The organism is Streptomyces sp. NPDC058008, from assembly GCF_042886395.1.
In the GTDB taxonomy this organism is placed as follows: Bacteria; Actinomycetota; Actinomycetes; order Streptomycetales; family Streptomycetaceae; genus Streptomyces.
The window spans coordinates 72,212-92,292 of the sequence record NZ_JBHVQX010000028.1 but is presented as its reverse complement, the minus strand read 5'-3'; the positions used below and the strand labels follow the sequence as shown (position 1 = coordinate 92,292).

Annotated in this window: 13 protein-coding genes; 2 read left to right on the top strand and 11 right to left on the bottom strand. The window is 74.4% G+C overall.

The features are described from left to right. Nucleotides 1–37 precede the first annotated feature (37 nt). Entirely contained in the window at nucleotides 38–409 is a 372-nt protein-coding gene (locus ACFVS9_RS25875; RefSeq protein WP_389935871.1) for an Mpo1-like protein, read from the top strand. Between the two features lie 107 nt (nucleotides 410–516). Here the strand turns inward: ACFVS9_RS25875 and ACFVS9_RS25870 are convergent, their stop codons facing one another. The 4 genes from ACFVS9_RS25870 to ACFVS9_RS25855 are packed head-to-tail and all read right to left on the bottom strand — an operon-like array spanning nucleotide 517 to nucleotide 4,731. Next, nucleotides 517–1,122: an ATP/GTP-binding protein gene (locus ACFVS9_RS25870; protein ID WP_383116924.1), complete on the bottom strand. Its 606-nt coding sequence runs from the start codon at nucleotides 1,120–1,122 to the stop codon at nucleotides 517–519. Next, nucleotides 1,103–1,540, bottom strand: coding sequence for a DUF742 domain-containing protein (locus tag ACFVS9_RS25865; protein ID WP_383116923.1), 438 nt, complete (start codon nucleotides 1,538–1,540; stop codon nucleotides 1,103–1,105). The genes ACFVS9_RS25870 and ACFVS9_RS25865 overlap by 20 nt, the downstream gene beginning before the upstream one ends. A 9-nt stretch (nucleotides 1,541–1,549) precedes the next feature. Continuing rightward, nucleotides 1,550–1,993 carry a roadblock/LC7 domain-containing protein gene (locus ACFVS9_RS25860; RefSeq protein WP_383116922.1) on the bottom strand — a complete coding sequence of 148 codons (444 nt, stop codon included), beginning with the start codon at nucleotides 1,991–1,993 and terminating at the stop codon, nucleotides 1,550–1,552. Next, a complete protein-coding gene (locus ACFVS9_RS25855; RefSeq protein ID WP_389935867.1) occupies nucleotides 1,990–4,731 on the bottom strand; it encodes a nitrate- and nitrite sensing domain-containing protein in 2,742 nt (913 codons plus the stop codon). Before ACFVS9_RS25855 ends, ACFVS9_RS25860 begins: the two co-directional genes overlap by 4 nt. A gap of 508 nt (nucleotides 4,732–5,239) precedes the next feature. Between ACFVS9_RS25855 and ACFVS9_RS25850 the strand changes: the two genes are divergently transcribed. Beyond that, a complete protein-coding gene (locus ACFVS9_RS25850) occupies nucleotides 5,240–5,710 on the top strand; it encodes a hypothetical protein (protein WP_383116920.1) in 471 nt (156 codons plus the stop codon). Between the two features lie 21 nt (nucleotides 5,711–5,731). Here ACFVS9_RS25850 and ACFVS9_RS25845 read toward each other — a convergent pair whose 3' ends face one another. From ACFVS9_RS25845 to ACFVS9_RS25815, 7 genes are all read right to left on the bottom strand, one after another. Then, nucleotides 5,732–10,480, bottom strand: a complete 4,749-nt coding sequence (locus tag ACFVS9_RS25845; protein WP_389935863.1) for a hypothetical protein — start codon at nucleotides 10,478–10,480, stop codon at nucleotides 5,732–5,734. A gap of 75 nt (nucleotides 10,481–10,555) precedes the next feature. Continuing rightward, on the bottom strand, nucleotides 10,556–11,467 hold the full coding sequence (locus ACFVS9_RS25840; RefSeq protein WP_383116918.1) for a hypothetical protein: 912 nt from the start codon (nucleotides 11,465–11,467) through the stop codon (nucleotides 10,556–10,558). A 67-nt stretch (nucleotides 11,468–11,534) separates the two neighbouring features. Beyond that, nucleotides 11,535–13,061: a hypothetical protein gene (locus tag ACFVS9_RS25835; RefSeq protein WP_383116917.1), complete on the bottom strand. Its 1,527-nt coding sequence runs from the start codon at nucleotides 13,059–13,061 to the stop codon at nucleotides 11,535–11,537. 57 nt (nucleotides 13,062–13,118) lie between these two features. Next, entirely contained in the window at nucleotides 13,119–16,733 is a 3,615-nt protein-coding gene (locus tag ACFVS9_RS25830; RefSeq protein WP_389935858.1) for a hydantoinase B/oxoprolinase family protein, read from the bottom strand. Further along, nucleotides 16,730–17,737, bottom strand: coding sequence for an SGNH/GDSL hydrolase family protein (locus tag ACFVS9_RS25825; RefSeq protein ID WP_389935855.1), 1,008 nt, complete (start codon nucleotides 17,735–17,737; stop codon nucleotides 16,730–16,732). Before ACFVS9_RS25825 ends, ACFVS9_RS25830 begins: the two co-directional genes overlap by 4 nt. Further along, nucleotides 17,734–18,885 (bottom strand): glycosyltransferase, encoded by a 1,152-nt coding sequence (locus tag ACFVS9_RS25820; protein ID WP_389935852.1) that lies wholly within the window; start codon nucleotides 18,883–18,885, stop codon nucleotides 17,734–17,736. Before ACFVS9_RS25820 ends, ACFVS9_RS25825 begins: the two co-directional genes overlap by 4 nt. Beyond that, a complete protein-coding gene (locus tag ACFVS9_RS25815; RefSeq protein WP_389935849.1) occupies nucleotides 18,882–20,012 on the bottom strand; it encodes a glycosyltransferase family 4 protein in 1,131 nt (376 codons plus the stop codon). The genes ACFVS9_RS25820 and ACFVS9_RS25815 overlap by 4 nt, the downstream gene beginning before the upstream one ends. Nucleotides 20,013–20,081: the final 69 nt, after the last annotated feature.

The window sequence follows — 20,081 nt, the reverse complement described above, 5'->3', positions numbered from 1 at the left end:
CGTATCCGGTTGCCGGGCGAGCCACTACGGTGCCGGTATGTCACAGGAGACGTTCGGTTCGTACGAGGAGTTCTGGCCCTACTACGTCGCCATGCACTCCCGGGCGGCGACCCGGTGGGTCCATCTGGCCGGGACGCTGACCGGTGTGGCGGTCAGCGCCTACGGTCTGGCGCGCGGCCGCAAGCGGTACGCCCTGGCCCTGCCGCTGATCGGGTACGGAAGCGCGTGGCCCGCGCACTTCCTCGTCGAGAGGAACAATCCGGCGACGTTCGGGCATCCCGCGTGGTCGCTGCGCGGTGACGTGCGGATGATCCGCACGATGCTCGCGGGGCGGGACGCCGAACTCGCCGCGACCGCGGCGAAGTGGCTCGCGGAGAACCCGCGTCCACAGGTTCGCCCGCAGGGTTGACGGGCCGTCACCCCGGGTGAAAACTCTTCGTGCGCCCGCTGCCCCCCGCACCGTACGCGCGGTCCGTACCCCTGTCGGCGGGGGTACGGGCCGCGTCACTTCGGCTGTCAGGTCCTCGCCGGTTCGGGGTGCCGGCCGGTCCGCACCATGGCGTGTTCCACGACGGCGACGAGCACGTCGCGTACGGACGCCTTGTCGCGCGCGTCGCAGAGCAGCACCGGTACCCCGGGGTCGAGGTCGAGTGCAGCCCGGACGGTCGCCGTGGGGAACTCCTCGGCGCCCTCGAAGAGGTTGACGGCCACCGTGAACGGGATTTCCCGGCGCTCGAAGTAGTCGACCGCCGCGAAGCAGTCCTCCAGCCGCCGGGTGTCCGCGAGGACCACCGCGCCCAGGGCGCCCTGGGCCAGTTCGTCCCAGAGGAACCAGAAGCGGTCCTGTCCGGGGGTCCCGAACAGGTAGAGGACCAGGTCCTCGCGCAGGGTGATCCGGCCGAAGTCCATGGCGACGGTGGTGGTGTTCTTGCCCTCGACCCCCGCCACGTCGTCGACGGGGCGGCCCGCCTCGCTCAGTGTCTCCTCGGTTCGCAGCGGTCTGATCTCGCTGACCGCGCCCACCAGGGTCGTCTTGCCCACACCGAAGCCGCCCGCCACCAGGATTTTCAGGGTAACGGGCTCGACGTGCCGCTTGCTGCGGCTAGAGCGCCCGAAGGCCATTGATCACCTCGCGAAGAATGCTCACGTCCGGCAGCTCGGCCGGCGGAACGGGACGGGTGACGTGCACCAGCTCGTCCTCGACGAGGTCACCCACCAGGACGCGGACCACCCCGACGGGGAGATCCAGCCCTGAGGCGAGTTCGGCGATCGACTGGGGCATGTCGCTGCACAGTTCGACGATCTCCACGTGTTCCGGGGAGAGCGTCTGGTCACGGCCCGGATCGTCGGCCGCCGGTTCGGGGATGACGATCGCGATCAGGTCGAGACGATGACGGGACGCGCTGCTGGTACGCCCCCGGGTCATCGCGTAGGGCCGGACCACCGGACCCGCTTCGGCGTCGTACCAGCGCGAGGAGCCCGCTTCCGCGGGAGCGGGTGGTGATGCGGGCGCGGTGTCCCGGACGGAGTCTGCGCTCATCCCCTCGCCTCACCCTCCGGCGGGAAGACCGGTGGTCCGGGGGGCATTGGCCAGGTGCGCGCCCACGCGCTTGACCATCAGGGTCATCTCGTACGCCACCTGCCCGACGTCCGAGTCCGAGTCGGCCAGGACGGCGAGGCAGCTGCCGTCGCCCGCCGCCGTGACGAAGAGGAAGGCCTCGTCGAGCTCGACCACGGTCTGCCGGACCCGGCCGGCGTCGAAGTGGCGGCCCACCCCCTTGGCGAGGCTGTGGAATCCGGAGGCGACGGCCGCCAGGTGCTCGCTGTCCTCACGGGTCAGGTCCTGGGACGTGCCCGTGGCGAGGCCGTCACTGGAGAGCACCAGCGCCTTGCGGATGCTCGCGACGCGCTCGACCAGTTCGTCGAGAAGCCAGTTGAGCTCGCCGGAGCCCTGGCGTGAGGCGTTGGGTGCTGCGGCGTTCGGTGCGGTCATCGACCGTCCCCTCCCGGAGTCGTTCCTGGTGCGGTCTCGCCGTGGCCGGCCTCGTCCTCGGCGTTCTGCCGACGGCCGCGTTGCCAGCCGCGCTGAAGCGAAGCCATGCGATTGCGTACTTCTTCCGCGTCACGTTCGAGGTCGTCGTCGGTGTCCGTGGAGGTGTGGCCGGAAGCCCGCCCCGCGGCGTCCTCCCGGAGCTGTGGGACGAGGCTGGCCTGGCGGACCCTGCGCGGCAGTCCGCCCACGGTGTCCGGCGCGGGCCTGAGCCGCGCGGGCGCGTCGTCGGCGGGGGTCTCCCCCGGGGTGGGGTCCCCGGCGTCGGGCGCCGGGGGGAAGCCGTCGGGTGCGCCGTGGTGGGAGCGGCCCGCCTCCCCGACGCGGCGGCCCCGGTCGCTGACGAGCGTCGGCGGCTTGCGGCGCGGCAGCGGGACGGGGCCCGCGGGGCGCATGGGCCGGACGTCCGCCGAGCGTCCTTCCGACGCGTCGTAGGCCTGCTGGTGCTGTTCCCGGCCTGCTTCCCTGCGCAGGTCGCGGGCCCGGAAGATGCCGCCCCGCTCGCTCTCGGTGTCCTCGAGGTCGGACACCCCGTCCAGGACGGGGCCCAGGGCGGGGTCGAGCTCCCGGTCGACCGCCGGGTCGGTGAACCCGAGTGTGCCCACGGGTCCTTCGAGTTCGACGGGGCCGTCGAGCACGGACGGGTCGGTGAGGCCGGTGGGAACGGGGGCGAGTCCGGACGTCCTGCCCGGCGCGCCGGTGTCCGCGGATCCGTCCCTGCGGGTCCTGCCGCCGATCGCCTTCTCGGCGCGCCGGTCGAGGCGGAAGCCGGTGCCGTGGGTGTCGGGCGCGTCGGTGAGCAGCTGCGCCGGGATGAAGACGACCGCGGTCGTCCCTCCGTACGGCGAGGTCTGGAGCGAGACCCGCACGTTCTGCCGCTGGGCGAGCCGGCTGACCACGAAGAGGCCGAGCCTGTCGGTGTCGGAGAGTTCGAAGTCGGGTGTCTCCGCGAGCCTCAGGTTGGCGTCCAGGAGGACTTCCGGCGCCATGCCGAGGCCGCGGTCGTGGATCTCCAGGGTGAAGCCGTTGGCGACGCGTTCGCCGTGCACCTGGACCGCGGTGTGCGGGGGCGAGAACACCGTGGCGTTCTCCAGCAGTTCCGCGATCAGGTGGGTGAGGTCGGCGACGGCCGGGCCGCCGACGCCGATGCGGGGCAGGCGCCGGACCTCGATCCGTTCGTAGTCCTCCACCTCGGCGACCGCCGCCCGCACCACGTCCATCAGCTGGATCGGCTTGCGCCACTGCCGGGACGGGGCCGCCCCGGAGAGGATCACGAGGCCTTCCGCGTGGCGCCGCATGCGGGTGGTGAGGTGGTCGAGGCGGAAGAGGTCGGCGAGTTCGTCGCCGTTCTCGGTGCGCCGCTCCATGGTGTCCAGGAGCGTCAGCTGGCGGTGCAGGAGCACCTGGTTGCGACGCGCGAGGTTGACGAAGACCTCGGACACCCCGCGCCGCATGTCCGCCTGCTTGACGGCGGCCTCGACGGCGGCCCGCTGGAGGGTGTTGAGCGCCTGCCCGACCTGGCCGATCTCGTCGCGCTCGTAACTGAGGTGCGGGGCCTCCGTCTCGACGTCGACCTGTTCACCGGCGGCCAGCCGCCGCATCACGCTGGGCAGCCGTACCCCGGACACCTCGTGGGCGTCCTTGCGGAGCCGGGAGAGGTCGCGGATCAGTTCGCGTCCCACGCGCACGGAGACGAAGACGGAGACGAGCAGGGCGACGAAACCCAGGACGCCGGCCACTCCGGCCTGGATCAGGACCCGGTAGCCGGCGGGTTCCGCGCGGTCCTGGAAGCGGTTGGACATCTCCGTACCGTCGTTGGCCAGCTGTTGCAGGACGGGCGGGGCCACTTCCTCCCAGCGCGCGGAGTCGACGGCGCCCGGCCTGGTGATGGGGCCGGCGGCGATGAGTTTCCGCTCGGCCGTCCGCAGCGGCTCGGTGTCGGGGCTGCGCCAGTACTGCTCCATGCGGCCGCGCTCGCTCTCCGGGAGGAGTTCGAGGTTGACCTCGTACAGGAGGGTCCGGCTGGCCGCGAGGTCGGAGACGACCCGGAGTTCGGGGGCGCCGAGCCGTCCCGCGATGAGGCCCGAGGCGATCAGGGCGTCCTCGCGTGAGAGCATCTCGCGGGCCCGGGAGATGCCGACCAGGGCGCGGACCTGCTTGTCCATCGACACGTTCTCCATCGTGTGGAGACCGTTCAGGAAGCGGTAGCAGGGGTCGACGAGACCGTTGTAGAAGTCGAGGGCCCTGGTCCGGTCGATGGTGCGTTTCTCGACGGATCCCCGCAGGGTGTCCAGGCCGTCGATCTCGCCGAGGATCGAGTCGAGCTGGGCCTCCGACTCGGGGCTCAGCTTGTCCCGGATGTCCTCGCTCCTCGCGTTCTGCCTGACGTCGGCCACGACCCGGTCGGTCACGGCGCGCTGACGGCGCAGCAGGGGGAGGGCGTCCGAGGCCCGGGGGTCGGCGAGGAAGACGAGGGTCTGACGGCGTTCGCCCTGGACGGCCCGGATGGTGTCCTCCAGCGGGTGGCCGACCTGTTCCACGATCGCGCTCGCGCCCATCAGCTGGCCGGCTTCACGGCCGGTGACGTAGGTGGCGAAGACCCAGAGGCCGGTGAGGGAGGCGAGCGGCACGAGGAGCAACGCCACGATCTTCCTGCGGATGGACTTCCCGCGAAAGCGCATGGCCTCCCCCAGCTCGACCCCGCACCGCGGGGGTGGTCGTGTCGGCGTTCCCGGTGGTTCCGGTTACCCGGTCGTCCTGGTTGTTCCGGTGTTCCTGCCGCGGTCGGGCGAACGTCGGCCGGTGTTCCGTCAACAAACGGCGCGAGCCTACTACTGACCCGCCGGTAACTCGAAGGCACGTCCGGACGATTTCCGGCCGCTCTTTCCTGTGTTGCTCACCAGTTGTCCCGGTATTCCCAGCGAAGAAATTCGCGAAAGCGACAGAGAACCGCTGGCCGAACGCGGTGTGTCCGGACACGGCAGTTGGCTGGAAGTCTTCGTTCCGTGACCTTTCGGGGCCAGTTGCGGCCCGTGGCGGGAATCTTCGCGACCTGGCGTTCGTCCGTACGTACGGGGCAGAAGAACCTCTCGGGGGTACGTGCGACAGGCGAGCGGCTCCGCCCGCGTAGAACGGGCGCGGGCCGGGCAGCCACCCTTCGAGTCGGACGGTGGTGGGGAGTTGAGGTCCTTGGACACGGATGAGAGAAGGGGCACGGCGTCGTCGGTGACGGGCGTGCCGCCGGCCGCCGCGTCGGCGGCCGGTGCCCGGATCCCGCGGCAGCTGTGGGTGGAGGAGCCCGCGGTGCGGCGGAGGATGCCGGACCCGGTGCGGACCGCCGCCGTGCGGGCGGTCCTGATCATGTCGTTGACCCTCATCCTGGCGATGGTGGCCTTCCTGTGCACGCTGGCCTCGTCCTGGCTCGCCTTCCCGATGGTGCTGGGCGGCGTGGCGAGCACGGTGGTGGCGACCTGGTCGGTGCTGGACGTCTGGGTGACCCGGCAGGTGTGGAACCAGCGCCACGGCGTGGTCTCCACGCCGAGCAGCACGGCGCGCCGCATGCGCCGGGAGCGGCGGGCGGCCAGGCGTGCCGCGCGGTCCCGGGCGCGCAGGGAGGCCCGGATACGACGCCGGGGCGAGGGCCGGCTCTCCCGGGCCTGACCGTCCGCGCCCCGGCCCGCCCTAGCGCTTCTCGGCCGCCGGTGCCGTCTCCGTGGGCGCGTCCGTCATCTCCGTACGCATCTCGGGGACGGCGCTTGCGCCCGCGGCCTCCGGCGCCTCTGCGGTCCGCTTGAACATCCGGGTCGCGGTGATCTCGCCGTGGACGGTCTCACCCTCGGGGTCCTGCTGGGGCAGCCCCGGCCTGAGGTGCTCCTCCACGCTGATGTACTTCAGCCCCGCCCGCAGGTCCGCGTCGTTGCGGAGCCGGATGACGAGCGGGAACTCGGCGAGCGCCGTCGTGTCGAACAGCCCGGTCGTGTAGAGCAGCTGGACACCCAGCGCGTCGGAGACCGCGCGCTGCAGTTCCAGCAGGTACGTGGCGTTGGCTCGCCCGATGGGGTTGTCGAGGAAGAGCGTGCCCGCGTGCCGGTGCCGGTCGCGGCCCCGGTCGTTGCTGCGCAGGGCGGCCATCGTGCAGTACAGCGCGATGGCGGCCGTGAGCAGCTGGCCACCGGAGAAGACGTCGCCCATCTGCCCGACCGGGACGCGCTCGGCGCGGAGCACGGCGTCCGGCTTGAGGATCTCCACGGCGATCCCCTTGGGCCGGAGCGCCGCCTCGACGCCGCGCAGCAGGAGGGACATGCCGTCCCTGCGCAGGTCGGAGTTCTTCTTGAGGGCCGCGTGCGTGGCCTCGTCGATGACCTCGCCGAGCCGCTCGGTGAGGGTGGCCTGGTCGGGTTCCTCGAAGCGGATCCGGAGGAACTCCTGTCCGGACCACTCCCCCAGGCCCTCGGGCAGCTGGGAGAGCCGCTGCGCCGAGCGGAGCGTGGTGAGGGCGGACTCGACGAGGCCGCGGAGCCGGTCGACGATGGAGTCGCGGTTGCGCTCCAGCTGGGCCAGTTCGTCGGTGAGCACGCGCAGCCGGGGCGCGAAGGCCGCGGCCCACTTCTCCGCGTGGTCGGGCAGTGCGGCCGCGGGGAGTTCCCGGATTTGCTGCCGGGCCGGTGTGCGGACCTGTTCGTAGCGGGTGGAGTTGGCGTGCCGTACGAGGACGTCGCTGGCCTCCCGTACGGAACTCTCGGCCGCCGACAGGTCGGTGGCGCAGCCGCGCAGGGAGCGGCGGGCCTCGGCCGCGGACTGCCGGGCCTCTTCGAGGGTGCCCGGGTACGGGTCGGGGGACTCGGTCTCGTCCTCGGGCCCGTGGTCCCTGAGGAGGTCGCGCAGGAGCGCGGCGGTCTCGTCGAATCCGCTCGCGGAGTCCTCGGCGGTGCGGTGGGCGCGCAGCAGTTCGGCGTGGGCCGCGCGCGCGGTGTCCAGCGCCGCCGTGGCGGCGGCGAGTTCGGCCGTGGCCGTCCTGAGCAGGGTCTGGGCCTGGTCCGCGTCGGCCGGGGTCAGTCCGTCGGGGAGTTCGGTGTGGTGGGGTGCCTCGTCGGCGGGGGCGAGGCGCTCGGCCTCACCGCGCAGCCGGCCGAGCTGTTCGCTGGCCGTGGACGCCCGGGTCTCCAGGAGCTGGACGAGGGATTCGGCACGGGCGGCGGCCGCCTGGCGGGAGGGACCGTCGGCTCCGTCGGTGCCTTCGAGGAGCTGGGCGGCCCGGGTGCGGACCTTGTTGGTGAGGCGGTCGAGTTCGGCCAGGGCGGCGCTCTCGTCGCTCTCGGCACGTGCCTGCTCGGCCCTCAGGTCGGCTCCGACCCCTACCTTCTCGTACAGCTGGGAGGCCGCCCGGTAGGCCTCCCGCAGGGCGGGCAGCGAGGTGCGCGTGGCGGAGGGTCCGGGCTCCGGGAGGGATTCCGGGGCACCGGCGATCTCGGCGCGCTCGGCCCGCAGGGCGCGTGCGGTGCGGTGGGCGTCGTCCGCGGCGCGCTGGGCGGCCCTGCGGTCCTCGTCGGCGGCGCGCGCCCGGTCCAGGCAGGTCGAGGCGCGTGCCTCGGACTCGGCCGCCTCGTCGGTCAGTTCACGCAGCCGCGCCTGCCAGCCCGCCCGGTCGCGGAGCCGGTGGGCGAGACCGGCGAGTGCGTCGGCGGCCCGGCGGGCGCGCTGCGCCGCCTCCTGCCGCTCGTCGCGGACGCGTGCGGCGTCGGCGGCGGCCTCGTCGGCCTCCGCGCGTACGGTGCGCGCCTCGGCGAGTTCGGCCTCCGCGGTCTGCGCGGTGGTTCGGGCGGACCGGGCGGCTTCGCCGAGCTCGGCGAGCATCCCGGGCGGGCAGTCGGCGCGCCAGGACCCGATGCGGGCGGCCAGGGAGCGGTCGGCGGCCAGCCGGGCCGCGAGCGTCCTGATGTCCTCGTCGCGTGCGGCGGCCCGCGCCCTGAGCGCCTGGCGCTCCTCGTCGGCGGCGTGTTCGTCGTGCATCGCGGGGTTCGGCGGTACGAGGAACACGCCGTCGGCGTCGCCGGGACCGCCGGCCGCGGGCACGGGGGCGAGGAGGGCCGCGGTGGTGCCGACGGCGACGGCCGACCGGGGCAGCAGGGCGGCGGCGGCCAGGACCTCGCGGGCGCGGGTGTGCGCGTCGGGGTCGGTGATGACGACGCCGTCGACGAGCTCGGGCCGTGCGGCCAGGACCGCCGCGTGGTCGGCGGGGTCCACGGCCTGGGCGAGGTAGCGCCAGCCGGGCAGGGCCGGGATGCCGTGCTCGCCGAGGTATTCGACGGTGGCGAGGACGTCGGGGCCCGGGGGCAGCAGTCCGCCGTCGCCGAGGGCGCCGAGGATGCGGGAGTCGTCGGCGGCGGCGGTGCGCAGGTCGAAGAGCCTGCGCTCGGCGGCGGTGACGCCCTGGTCGAGGAGTTCCCTCAGGTCGTCGGCGCTGTTGTCGAACTCCTCGGCGGTGAGGCACTGCGCGTCGCCGGAGGCCGTTCCGTGCGGGGTGTCCCCGGTGCCGTCCGTGCCGGTGGCGGCCCGGCGGGGGCGGGGTACGCCCGCTCCGGCCGCCGTGGGGAGGCCGAGCAGGTCGGCGAGGCGGTGGTCGGCGGCGATCGACTCGGCGGCCCTGCGCTCGGCCTCGTAGGACTGTTCGGCGGCGTCCGCGGCGTCGGCGGCCCGGGCGGCGGCCAGTTCGGTGCGGCTCTCCGCCGACGCGGCTTCCCTGGCCTGGTCGGCGGTGGCTCTGGCGGCCTCCCGCGCGGTGTCCCAGGCGGTGACCGCGGTCTTCTCGGCGTCGTTCGCCGCGAGGGCCGCGCGGGCGGGGTCGGCGTCCGGCGCGGTGTCGTCGAGCCAGCCCGCCCGCACGGCCTCGGCGGTCTCCTGCTCGACCTCGGCGAGGCGCTGGCGCAGGTGGCCGGCCTCGCTGCGGGCACGCTGGGCCTCGGTGGCGGCGGTGGTGGCGTCCCGGTGAGCCGTCTCCCCGGTGGACTGGAGGGTCGCGGAGCGCTCCTCCTCCTCGTCGGCCACCCGCTCCCCCGCCTCCGCGGCGGTGTGCAGGGCGCGTACGAGGTCGGCGGCGGCCGTGGCGCGGGCGGCGAGGGCGGGGGCCGCGTCGCGCTCGGCCTCCCGGATGGCGACGGCGACTCGGGCCGAGCGGTCGGCGGCGGCACGGTGGCGCAGGACCGCTTCGGCGGCCTGCCAGGCGGAGTGCAGGGTGCGCGCCTCGCCCAGCTCGCGGCGCTGGGCGGCCGCGCTCTTCTCGGCCGCGGTCAGGGCCAGGGAGGCGTGCCGGTAGGCGAGTTCGGCCGCGATCAGGTCCCGGTGCCCCCGGGTGGCCTCGGCCTCGGTGACGGTGTGGGCGGCGGAGGTGACCTGCTGGGCGAGCTCGGCGGTGCGGCCGCGTTCCTCGGCGGCGCGGCCGGAGAGCTTGCGGGCGAGGGTGCGGGTGCGCCGCTCGGCGCCGGCGTGCACGTCGCGGCTGCGGGCCCGGGTCGCGGTGGCTTCGACGATCCGGCCCAGCAGGTCGACGGAGCCGGCCGTGAAGTCGCGTTCCGCCGTGAGCTCGGCGCGGCGGCCGAGCTTGTTGCCGAAGCCGCTGACGAGGTCGGCGAGGCCGTCCGTGTCGCGGGTGTCGGTGACGGCCCGCAGCAGCAGGTCGGTGAAGTCGGAGTCCTTCTTGACGGCGAAGAGGCCGGCGGCCTCTCCTTCGTCGGCGTTCATCTCCCGCTGGTAGCGGAAGAGTTCGGGGTCGAGGCCGAGGTCGCCGAGGTGTTCGTTCCAGCGGTCGTGGATCTCCTCCCAGGACACCTCGAGGTGCGGGTAGAACTTGCCGGCGTCCATGAGGGCGTCGCGGAAGCCCTTCATGGTGCGGCGCCTGCCGCGGGCCCCCGAGACGCCCTCGGCGGGGCGGCCCACCGAGCTGGCCTCGGCGACGGGCAGGCTGTCGAGGCTGAGGCCGGGCCCCGGGCGGAAGGAGTACCAGGCCTCGGCGAACTTGCGCGGGTCGTTGGAGACCTGACGGCCGCGCCACTCGCTGACCTTGCCGACGACGACGCATTCGCCGGTGAGGGTGTGCTGCCACTCCAGGGCGACGTGTCCGCAGTCGTCGGCGAGCAGGAACTTGCGCAGCACGCCGGAGCTGGCGCCGCCCAGGGTGTTGCGGTGCCCGGGCAGCATCACCGAGAAGATCAGTTTGAGCAGGACGGACTTGCCGCCGCCGTTCTCCAGGAACAGCACGCCGGCGGGCGCGGGGCGGCGGGGCGGGCCGACCGGCTCGTCCTCGAAGAACTCCGCCTGGGCCGGTGCGGGCCTGGGCACGGGCGCGCCGACTCCCCGCAGGTCCAGCACGGTGTCGGCGTAGCGCGCACCGGCGGGCCCGATGGAGTAGAGGCGGACCCGGGACAACTCGTACATGGCGGCGGACTCTCGTCGTTCAGGCGGCGGGCGGGCACCGGCGGCAGCCGGTGCGGGCGGGGCGGGGTGGTGGGCTCAGGAGTGGAAGGGGAGGCCCGCGTCGGCGGCCAGGTCGAGGCCTTCGGTGTCGGGCGGGGGCAGCAGGGTGGCGGAGCCGTCCGTCACCGGGACGACGCCGAGTTCGAGGAGCTCGGCCATGGCGGCGCTGCCCGCCATGTCGCGTACCTGGAGCTGGTAGCGGGCGGTGGTGCGGTAGGTGCCGCCCGCCTCGTCCCCGGTGCGCTGGAGGAAACCCGAGTCGGTGAGGAAGGTGACGGCCTTGCCGATGATGCCCGTGGTGGAACCGGCGAGCCTGCGGGCGTCCTTGGTCGCGCCGGTGGAGCCGCGGCGGGAGTAGACCCGCCAGCCGGACTCCAGGCCGGGCGCGTCGGTGGCGGGGTCGGTGTTGTCGCCGTCCTCCTCGGCGCGTTCCTCCAGCCGCCGGCAGGCCTGGCGGACGAACGCGTCGACGCCGTTGACCGTGATGCGGCCGATGTAGGAGTCGTCGGCCAGGTCCTCGGGCCGGGGGAAGGCCATGGCGGCGACGGCGAGGTGGGCCAGGCCGTGCAGGAAGCGGTCGGCGGAGTCGGAGGAGGCGCGGCGTGCGTAGTCGCCCATGCGTACGGCGAAGACCGAGTCCTCTCCGGCGGTCACGGCCATCCCGGCGCGGGTGGAGACCTCCAGCACGATGAGTCCGAGGCCGGTGGCGACGGCGTCGGCGAGCCGGGCGAAGGCGGGCTCCTCGCGGTAGCGGCGGAGGAGCTCCGTGTACTCGGTGTCGCGGGCGGGCATCAGCTTCGGCTGGAGTCCGAAGGAGACCAGCCGTGCCGCGTCGGCCGCGTCGGCGGGGGTGACAGCGGCGGGAGCGGCCGGCCGGGCGGCCTCGGCCGCGTGCGCGGGGGGCGGGTCACCCCACGCGTCGGGGTGCTCGGCGTGCTGCTCGCTCAACTCGGTGACTCCTCGGTACGGGTGCCGCGCCCGGGCGGCAGGGGGTGGGGGGTGGGGCCGTGGACGCTCACGAGGCGTCCTTGCGGTCCGCGGCCATGCCCGCCGCGTCCAGCAGGGCCATGCCCACTATCAGGTCGGCCCCGCCGAACTCGTGGTCCTCCAGCGGGGTGCCGTCGTCGACGGCGAACAGCAGCCGGCGCTCACCCTGGCGGTAGGCCGTGCCGACCGGTGGGCTCGCGGCGTGTACGGCGAGCAGGGCGACCAGGTAGGGCAGTTCGGGATCGCGCAGCCGCGCCTCGGCGAGGAGTCCGGAGAGCCGGCGTGGGGCGTCGTGCTCCAGGTCGAGCAGTTCCATGGCGTGCCCGAGCTGTTCCTCGCTGAACCGGCTGTCGTCCGGGGTGGCGATGAGGTCGGGCTCGGGCATCTCGGCGCCCAGGTGCTCGCGTTCCACCGGGGGCGTGAGCAGCAGGTCGACGAGGTCTCCGACCCGGACCGAGGTGGGGGTGCGCAGCCCGGTCCCGTGCGCGAAGAACGCGTCGGTGGCCCGGGTGGCCTGCTCGACGGGGAGCGGGAGGAGGGGGACGACGAGCTGGCCGTACAGGTCGAGGCCCGCCCGGGCGGTGGGCGGGGCGAAGGCCTGCCGGTCCTGTTCGGCGCGGAACAGGGGTCCGGCCTCCAGCAGCCGGGACTGGAGCTGGGTGTGACGCCGGATGCAGTCCTTGACGATGTCGACGAGCTCGGCGGCACGGCGCTTGTGCTCGGGTTCCTCCGCCTCGTCCCTGGCCTTGCGGATGTTGGTGAGGATCGCGTTCTCGTGGCGGTAGCGGTCGGCCACGTGGTCGAGCGCCTCGGCGATCATGTCGGGTACGGCGTTGAGCCAGTCGACGGCCCGGACGTTGCGCCGGGTCGCCTCCAGTGTCCTGCGGAGCGTCTCGGCGTACTGGACGGTGCGGTAGCGGGCCTGTTCGGCGGCGAGCTGGGCGTCGGCGAGACGGCCCCTGCTGATGAGGACCTCCAGCTTCACCTCGGCGGCGATCTGGGCGCTGGTGACGTCCGTGTCCAGGGCGCCGACCAGGACGTTGACCGCCTCGTCGGTGGCACGGAGGTAGACGCTGCCGCCGTGGCCCGGGACCTCCTCGACGAGCTTGAAGTCGTAGTCCCGGCGGACGTAGACGCCGTCGGGTCCGAAGGTGCCGTACACGGCGCGGAAGCCGCGGTCCACGCTCCCGACGTTGATGAGGTTCTCCAGGACCCAGCGGGCGACGCGTTCGTGTTCGGTGACGGGCCGGCGGGGTGCCTGGGCCGCGATCCGGGGCAGGAGTCTGGCCACTATCTGTTCGTGGTCGGCGCCGGTGTCGAAGTCCATGTTGAGGGTGACCAGGTCGATCGCGGCGAGGGCCACCTCGGCCATCGCGTAGACCGTGTACTCGCCCGCCAGGTTGGCCTTGCGCACGTCGAGGTCGTGCAGGGGGGCGGTGCAGGCGAGCGCGCGCAGCCGACGCGAGAGCCCCTCGTCGGCGGCGGGTCCCGGAGCGGGCCTCGGTCCCGCGCTGAGCTGGGGCGCAGCGGTCTGGATGTCGGCAGGCGAAGTCACGCTGCACAGATTAGGTCCTCGAACCGACAACGGTCGAAACGGCGCAGAAGCGACCGGTCACGGAGGCCCGTAGCCGCCTCCTCCCGGGGTGCGCAGGACCAGGACGTCGCCGGTGTCCAGGTCGGCGGTGTCGCATCCTCGGAGGGGGGTCACGGTGGTGCCGCCGGCCCGCTCGACGTACTGCTCGCCGAGGGCTCCGGGCTCCCCGCCGGCCATGCCGTACGGCGGTACCCGGCGGTGTCCCGACAGGAGGGCCACGGTGACGGGTTCGAGGAAGCGGATCCTGCGTTCCACACCCCGGCCCCCGTGCCACCGGCCCCGCCCCTCGCTGCCCTCGCGCACGCCGAAGCTCTCCAGCAGCACCGGGTAGCGCCATTCGAGGATCTCGGGGTCGGTGAGCCGGGAGTTGGTCATGTGGGTCTGCACGGCGTCGGCCCCGTCGAAGCCGTCGCCCGCTCCGGAACCGCTCGCGACGGTCTCGTAGTACTGGACGCGGTCGTTGCCGAAGGTGAGGTTGTTCATGGTGCCGGATCCCTCGGCCTGTACGCCCAGGGCGGCGTAGAGGGCGCCGGTGACGGCCTGGGACGTCTCGACGTTGCCGGCGACGGTGGCCGCCGGGTGGACGGGGGAGAGCATCGATCCGTCCGGGACGCGGATGTCCAGGGGCTTCAGGCAGCCGCTGTTGAGCGGGATGTCCTCCTCGACGAGGGTGCGGAACACGTAGAGGACGGCGGCCGTGACCACGGACCGCGGGGCGTTGAGGTTGCCGCTCTGCTGCGGGGAGGTCCCCTCGAAGTCGAGGACGGCCCGGCGTGCTTCGCGGTCCACGGTGACGCGCACCTGGATGACGGCGCCGTTGTCGGTCTCGTAGCGGCAGGAGCCGTCGCGGAGCCCGGCGACGATCCGGCGTACGGACTCCTCCGCGTTGTCCTGGACGTGGCCCATGTACGCCTGGACGACGTCCTGGCCGAACTGCCGTGTCATGCGGCGCAGTTCCGTGACGCCCTTCTCGTTGGCCGCGATCTGGGCGCGCAGGTCGGCGAGGTTGGTGTCCGGGTCGCGCGAGGGATGGACGGCGGAGGTGAGCAGGTCCCGGGTCTCCGTCTCGCGGAACGTTCCGTCGCGCACGAGCGGCCAGTTGTCGAACAGGACGCCCTCCTCGTCGACCGTACGGCTGAAGGGGGGCATGGATCCCGGGGTGATGCCGCCGATCTCCGCGTGGTGGCCGCGTGAGGCCACCAGGAAGCGCAGCCGGGCCCGCTGCCCGTGGGCGGGCTCGTCGAACACCGGCGTCACGACGGTCACGTCCGGCAGGTGGGTGCCTCCGTGGTACGGGTCGTTGACGGCGTACACGTCGCCGGGCCGCAGGGAGCCCTCGTCGCGCCGCAGCACCTCCTGGATGGACTCCCCCATCGATCCCAGGTGGACCGGGATGTGGGGGGCGTTGGCCACCAGGTTCCCGTCGGCGTCGAACAGCGCGCACGAGAAGTCCAGCCGCTCCTTGATGTTGACGGAGTGGGCGGTGTTCCGCAGCCGCACGCCCATCTGTTCGGCGATCGACATGAACAGGTTGTTGAACACCTCCAGCATCACCGGGTCCACCCGCGTGCCGACGGCGGTCCGTCCGGGTCCCGGTCCGGTACGCCGCAGCACGAGGTGTCCGGCCGGTCCGGCGGTGGCCTGCCAGCCGAGGTCGACGACGGTCGTGGCGTCGTCCTCGGCGATGACCGCCGGGCCGGTCACGGTGTCCTCGGCGCGCAGGGTGTCGCGGCGGTGGAGCCCCGCGTCCCGCCAGCCGTCCCCGGTGAACATCGGGACGGTGGCGAGGGGCCGGAGCGGGCCCTCCGCCGCGCGCACACCGGTCCGGGGCGGGGTGTGCGGCCCCGCCGTCCCGGTGGCCTCCACGGACACGGCCTCGGCGACCAGGGGTTTGTCCATGGTGAATCCGTACCGGGCCCGGTGGGCCTCGGTGAACTCCTCCGCCATGGAGGCGACGGTGCCGTGGGCGACGGGCAGGGCGGCGTCCGTCCCCGCGTAGCGCAGACGGACCCGGGCCCGGGTGGTGATGGCGCTGTCGGGGAGGCCGTCGGAGCGCAGTTCGGCGCGGGTGGTCTCCGCCAGGCCGTCGCGGACGCGCCGCACGCGGGCCCCGGTGCCCTCCTCGTCCAGTCCGGCCTCGACGGACTGCTCGCGCATCGCGGTGGCGTCGGCGAGACCGATTCCGTACGCGGAGAGGACGCCGGCCAGCGGCGGTACGAGGACGGTGCCGATGCCCAGGGCGTCGGCGACGGCGCAGGCGTGCTGCCCTCCGGCGCCGCCGAAGCCGGTGAGCGCGTAGCGGGTGATGTCGCGGCCGCGCTGGACGGAGATCTTCTTGACGGCGTTCGCCATGTTCAGTACGGCGATCTCCAGGAAGCCCGCGGCCACCTCGGCGGCGGTGTGCCCGGTGCCGGTGGCGGCGGACACCTCCTCGGCCAGGGCTCCGAAGCGCTCCTCGACGAGACCGGCGTCCAGGGGCTGGTCCCCGCCGGGGCCGAAGACGGCGGGGAAGTGGTCCGGGCGGACGCGGCCGAGCATCACGTTGGCGTCGGTGACGGTGAGCGGCCCGCCCCGGCGGTAGCAGGCGGGGCCGGGGTCCGCGCCTGCCGAGTCGGGGCCGACCCGGTAGCGCCGTCCGTCGAAGTGCAGGACGGAGCCGCCTCCGGCGGCGACGGTGTGGATGCTCGTCATGGGGGCGCTCATCCGCACCCCCGCCACCTGGGTACCGATCTCGCGTTCGAACTCGCCCGCGTAGTGGGAGACATCGGTGGAGGTGCCGCCCATGTCGAAGCCGATGACCCGGTCGTAGCCGGCCTGCCCCGACGTACGCGCCATGCCGACGACCCCTCCCGCCGGGCCGGAGAGCACCGCGTCCTTGCCCCGGAAGTGCGCGGCCTCGCGCAGCCCGCCGTTGGACTGCATGAACATGAGGCGGATCCCCGGGAGTTCGCCGGCCACCTCGTCGACGTACCGGCGCAGGATGGGCGAGAGGTAGGCGTCGACGACGGTGGTGTCGCCGCGCGGGACGAGCCGGATCAGCGGGCTGACCTCGTGCGAGCAGCTGATCTGCGTGAATCCGGCCCCGGCGGCCTCCTCCGCCACGGCCCGCTCGTGGCCGGGGTGGCGGTAGCCGTGCATGAGCACGACGGCAGCGCTGCGCAGCCCGTCCCGCGCGGCGGCCCTCAGCCGTGCGGCCACGGCGGCGCGGTCGAGGGGCTTCACGACGCCGCCCCGGGCGTCGGTGCGCTCGGGGACCTCGATGACCCGGTCGTACACGGCCTCGGGAAGCAGGATCCGGCGGTCGAAGAGGTGCGGCCGGTTCTGGTACGCGATCCGCAGGGCGTCCCGGAAGCCCTCGGTGATGACCAGGACGGTCGGCTCGCCGCGCCGTTCCAGCAGGGCGTTGGTGGCGACCGTCGTGCCCATCCTGACGCCGGCGACCCGGTCGGCGGGGACCGGATCGCCGGGGCCGAGGCCGAGCAGCAGCCGGATTCCGGCCACGGCGGCGTCGCGGTAGCGGCCGGGGTCGTGCGAGAGGAGCTTGCGGGAGACCAGCCGGCCGCCCGGGTCGCGTCCCACGATGTCGGTGAAGGTGCCGCCGCGGTCGATCCAGAACTCCCAGCGTCCGGTCATCCCTCCATTCTGGCGCGGGGGACGGACCCCCGCAGAAAGGGTGCGGGCGGCAGGCCGGCCAGTGCCTCGCGCACCGCCTGCCCGGCCCGTTCGTCGAGGTGTCCGGTCGTGCCGCGCACCCGGTGCCCGGCCTCGGCGGCAGCGAGCCCCAGCAGCTGGGGCAGCAGATCCGTGCTGCGGCGGGCCAGCCAGCCGGTGCCCTCGGTGGCCAGCCAGAGGGCGGCGGCGGCGCGCGTCGGCGGGGGCTGTCGCGGTGTGTGGCCGGGCGCCTCCCCGAGGGCCAGGCCCCGTTCGGTGAGGAGCCCGTGGAATCCGGCGGCCAGTCTGCGGTGGCCCCGCTCGGCGGGGTGGAGCCGGTCCACGCTCCACAGCGCGCGGTCCTCGGTCCAGGCCCGGTCCGAGGCGTGCAGGTGGACGGCGTCGTAGCGGGCCGAGAGGGCGTGCACCACGGTGTTCACGGCCTCGCCTCGCCGCTCCAGGGGGCGGCGCAGCGGTCCGGGGAGCCCCAGCGCCGTACCGGGGTCGGGCAGACAGGCCGTCAGGAGTACGGCGCCGCCGCCGGTGAGCAGGGCGTACACCTCGTCGAGCCGTGCTGCCAGGCGCCGGATGTCGAAGGAGCGGCGCAGGGTGTCGTTGACCCCGACCACGACCGAGGCGAGATGGGGCCGGAAGTCCGCCGCCGCCCCGGCCTGCCGCTCGTGGACGTCGGCGGAGAGCGCTCCGGCGACGGCGAGGTTGCGGAACTCCACGTCCCGCTCCGTTCCCCCGAGTCCTTCGGCGAGGAGGGCGGCCCAGCCCCGCCGGCCGCCCGGGACGGGGTCGCCGATGCCCTGGGTCAGCGAGTCACCGAGCGCGGCGAACCGCAGCGTGGTGCGGCCGGGGACGGCCGCGGGCGACGGGGGTGCCCCGGTGGGCGCCGGAGCACCGGGGTCGGGCGCCCGTGCCGTGACGCCGCACCGGGCCCCTCCGGGGACCGCCGTGGGCGGCACCGCGGCTCCGCTCATGGCCGCGCCTCCAGGGCTCCGTAGCCCTGCGGGACGTCGTGGGCGGACAGGAAGGCCGCCACCGAACGGTCCCACCCGAAGAGTCCGGCCCGCTCCCGGGCCGCCGTGCGGCGCTCCCGCTCCGGCCTCCCCAGCAGTTCCAGGAGCGCGGCGGCGAACGCCGGGCCCGTGTCGGCGGCGGCGAGCCCCGCCGGGCCGATCACCTCGGGGAGTGCGGAGGAGGCGCTCGCCACCACCGGCGTACCGCAGGCGAGCGCCTCCAGGGCGGAGAGCCCGAAGGTCTCCGCGGGCCCCGGGGCGAGGCAGAGGTCGGCGCTCGCCTGGAGGCGGGCCAGGCGGTCGCGGTCGCGTACGTGGCCCAGGAACTCGGCCGGGAGGCGCTCGGCCCGCGCCCGGGCCTCCAGATCCGCGCGCAGCGGACCGTCCCCCGCCACCACCAGGGCCGCCCGCACCCCCTGGTTCCGCAGGACCGCCAGCGCGTCCAGCGCACGGCCCGGGCGCTTCTCCACGGAGAGCCGTGAGCCGAGGAGCAGCAGGACGTCCTCACCGCGCAGGTGGCGGGCGCGTACCGCCGTGTCGCGCAGCCCGGGACGGAATCGCCTCAGGTCCACTCCGAGCGGGGCGCGCACGACGTTGCGTACGCCGATCCGCACGAACTCGCGCTCCGCCCATTCGGTGGTGCACACGATCCGGGCGTACGCGTGGGCGCTGCGCGCGTTCAGCCGGTCGGCGGCCCCCTCGGCGAGCGCGCGCGGCACGCCCCAGGATCGGAGCACCCCGTCGGCCGTCTCGTGGGACACCATGACGGCGGGCACGCGGGCGCGGCGTGCCCACTCCCCCGTCCAGCGCAGGGTGGTCCGGTCCGACACCTCCAGACGGCCGGGGCGCAGTCGCTCCAGGAGGGCGCGCAGCCGGCCCCGGTCCGTGAGCACCCGGTAGCCGCCGCTGCCCGGCAGCACGGGTCCCGGCAGGGTAAGGACCCTGCCCTGCGGGGTGTCCACGTCGCTCGCGGTGGCACCGGGGACGATCAGCACCGGCTCGTGCCCGGCCGCCCGGTAGCCGCGTCCGAGTTCGTCCAGCGCGGTGCGCAGGCCGCCCGAGGCGGGCGTGACGAAGTTCGCCAGCCGTACGATCCTGAGCCCGTTCACGCGGCCACCGCCGTCCGGCCGCCGAGGACCTCGTCGTAGTGGCCGAGCAGCTGGTCACCGACGGCCTGCCAGGTGCGGCCCTCGACCGCGGCCCGTGCGGTACGGCCGAAGGCCTGGGCGCGCGGGGGGTCCGCGAGGAGTGCGGCCACCGCCTCCCGTACCGCCCCGGCGTCGTGCGGGGGCACCAGCAGTCCGGTGCTCCCGTGGGCGACGAGGTCGAGCGGTCCGCCGGCCGCGGGGGCGACGACCGGGACGCCGGACGCCATGGCCTCCTGCACGGTCTGGCAGAAGGTCTCGTACGGCCCGGTGTGCACGAAGACGTCCAGGGAGGCGAAGAACCGGGCGAGGTCCTCGCCCGTCCGCCGCCCCGTGAAGACGGCGCCGGGCAGCGCCTGGCGCAGCGACGCCTCGCTGGGTCCGTCGCCGACGACCACGACGCGCACGCCGGGCAGCGCGCAGACGCCGGCGAGGAGTTCGACGTGCTTCTCGGGGGCGAGCCGTCCCGCGTATCCGACGATCTTCTCTCCGCCGGGGGCGAGGGCGCGGCGCAGGGCGTCGTCCCGCAGCCCGGGGCGGAACCGTACGGTGTCGACCCCGCGCGGCCAGAGCCGCACCCGGGGCACACCGTGGCCGGTGAGGTCGCGCAGCGCGGCCGATGAGGGGGCGAGGGTGAGGTCGGCGGCGCTGTGCACGGCGCGCATCCGGCGCCAGGCGGCGCTCTCCCCGGTGCCCAGGTAGGTGCGGGCGTAGCCGGCCAGATCGGTCTGGTAGACGGCCACGGCGGGGAGCCCCAGCCGGGTGGCGACCGCCATGCCGCGCACTCCGAGGACGAAGGGGCCGGCCAGGTGGACGAGTTCGGCGCGGTGTCCGGTGAGCGCGGCGGCGAGCCTCCGGCTGGGGAGGGCGACGCGGACCTGCGGGTAGCCGGGCAGCGGAAGCGAGGGGACGCGCACCACGGGGCAGGGGGAGCCGGTGGAGGCGGAGTCGGGGGTGGCCGTCGCCCCGGCGGGGGCGATGACGAGCGGCTGGTGGCCGCGGGCGGCGAGGTGCCGGGCGGTCTGGAGGGTGCAGTGGGCCACACCGTTGACGTCGGGCGGGAAGGATTCGGTGACGATGACGACACGCATAGGGCTGTTGTCACCGCGCCGGGCGTGCCCCCGCCGACTTGGATCTTTCCGTCCGGGGAACGTCCTATG